Source organism: Bartonella sp. AA16NXGY (genome assembly GCF_042197325.1).
In the GTDB taxonomy this organism is placed as follows: Bacteria; Pseudomonadota; Alphaproteobacteria; order Rhizobiales; family Rhizobiaceae; genus Bartonella.
This window is the reverse complement of sequence record NZ_JBHIRR010000085.1, coordinates 1-526: the sequence shown is the minus strand read 5'-3', so window position 1 is coordinate 526 and position 526 is coordinate 1. Positions and strand designations below refer to the sequence as shown.

At 44.3% G+C, this 526-nt stretch carries 1 pseudogene; it reads right to left on the bottom strand.

Annotated features, from left to right (window positions below):
- A pseudogene (locus ACFINK_RS09460) lies at positions 1-526 on the bottom strand (Vomp family autotransporter); the annotation flags it as partial.

The window sequence follows — 526 nt, the reverse complement described above, 5'->3', positions numbered from 1 at the left end:
GTGAACTTAGGTTTGCTCCATTTGCCATCCTCATACTTAGCTCCTCCACCTAAAGACTTCGCAACATCGCTCCCTAGTGCATATAGCTGATTACCCGCTACAGCATCCGTTGACGTTCTACTAATGTCTCCATTTTTAAGAGACGTAATCTTGCTGCTCTCTTTACTGTCTCCATGCGTTGCTACAAACGCACCTTTAGACTTATCCCATAACAAGGCGTCAGCTTGAGCAGTGGTAATTTCATTGGTAATCTCTTCGGTAATTTCATCCTTAACATGATCGATTTTATCTTTAACATTCTCGAATGAATCACCAACACCAGCAAAGGCAGACGCGACATCGCTATAACTCGAGGCAGTAACACTGCCATCAGATGAAAACTTTTTAACCGCGAATGTAGGCGCACTCCAAGTCCCATTCTCATACTTAGCTTTACCACCTAAAGACTTCGCAACACCGCTCCCTAGGGCATATAGCTGGTTACCCGCTACAGCATCACTTGAGCCTTTAGTTATAGATCCATTGG